This window comes from Limnohabitans sp. Bal53, from assembly GCF_003063355.1.
Taxonomy (GTDB): domain Bacteria; phylum Pseudomonadota; class Gammaproteobacteria; order Burkholderiales; family Burkholderiaceae_C; genus Limnohabitans_A.
This window is the reverse complement of sequence record NZ_NESH01000023.1, coordinates 1-1,179: the sequence shown is the minus strand read 5'-3', so window position 1 is coordinate 1,179 and position 1,179 is coordinate 1. Positions and strand designations below refer to the sequence as shown.

Annotated in this window: 1 protein-coding gene; it reads left to right on the top strand. The window is 57.8% G+C overall.

The genetic code is table 11. From position 1 onward, the window contains the following. On the top strand, positions 1 to 1,179 hold a 1,179-nt coding region (gene tuf, locus B9Z50_RS17340), incomplete at its 5' end, for an elongation factor Tu (RefSeq protein ID WP_108365998.1).

Here is a 1,179-nt window from a genome sequence, read left to right as displayed (position 1 = left end):
AAATTCGAACGGACCAAACCCCACGTGAACGTGGGCACCATCGGTCACGTTGACCACGGCAAAACCACACTGACTGCTGCCATCACCACCGTGTTGGCTGCCAAGTTCGGCGGTGCTGCCAAAGCGTACGACCAGATCGACGCCGCACCCGAAGAGAAGGCTCGTGGTATCACGATCAACACCGCTCACGTCGAGTACGAAACAGAAAGCCGTCACTACGCGCACGTGGACTGCCCTGGCCACGCTGACTATGTGAAGAACATGATCACGGGTGCTGCCCAGATGGACGGCGCTATTTTGGTTTGCTCCGCTGCTGACGGCCCTATGCCTCAGACCCGTGAGCACATCTTGTTGGCCCGTCAAGTGGGCGTGCCTTACATCATCGTGTTCCTGAACAAGTGCGACATGGTCGACGACGCTGAGTTGTTGGAGCTGGTCGAGATGGAAGTTCGCGAGTTGTTGTCCAAGTACGACTTCCCTGGCGACGACACACCGATCGTGCAAGGGTCCGCCAAGCTGGCCCTGGAAGGCGACAAAGGTCCTTTGGGTGAAGAGGCCATCATGAAGCTGGCCGCTGCTCTGGACACTTACATCCCTACGCCTGACCGCGCAGTGGACGGCGCATTCTTGATGCCCGTGGAAGACGTGTTCTCCATCTCTGGCCGCGGCACTGTGGTGACTGGCCGTATCGAGCGCGGTATCGTCAAAGTCGGCGAAGAAATCGAAATCGTGGGTATCAAAGACACTGTCAAGACCACTTGCACAGGCGTTGAGATGTTCCGCAAGCTGCTGGACCAAGGTCAAGCCGGTGACAACGTCGGCATCTTGCTGCGCGGCACCAAGCGCGAAGACGTCGAGCGCGGCCAAGTGCTGTGCAAGCCCGGCTCGATCAAGCCCCACACCCACTTCACGGGCGAGATCTATGTCTTGTCCAAAGACGAAGGTGGCCGTCACACGCCTTTCTTCAACAACTACCGTCCTCAGTTCTACTTCCGTACGACTGACGTGACCGGCGCGATCGAATTGCCAGAAGGCAAAGAGATGGTGATGCCTGGTGACAACGTGTCGATCACTGTGAAGTTGATCAACCCCATTGCGATGGAAGAAGGCTTGCGCTTTGCCATCCGCGAAGGTGGCCGCACCGTTGGCGCGGGCGTCGTTGCCAAGATCATTGCTTAA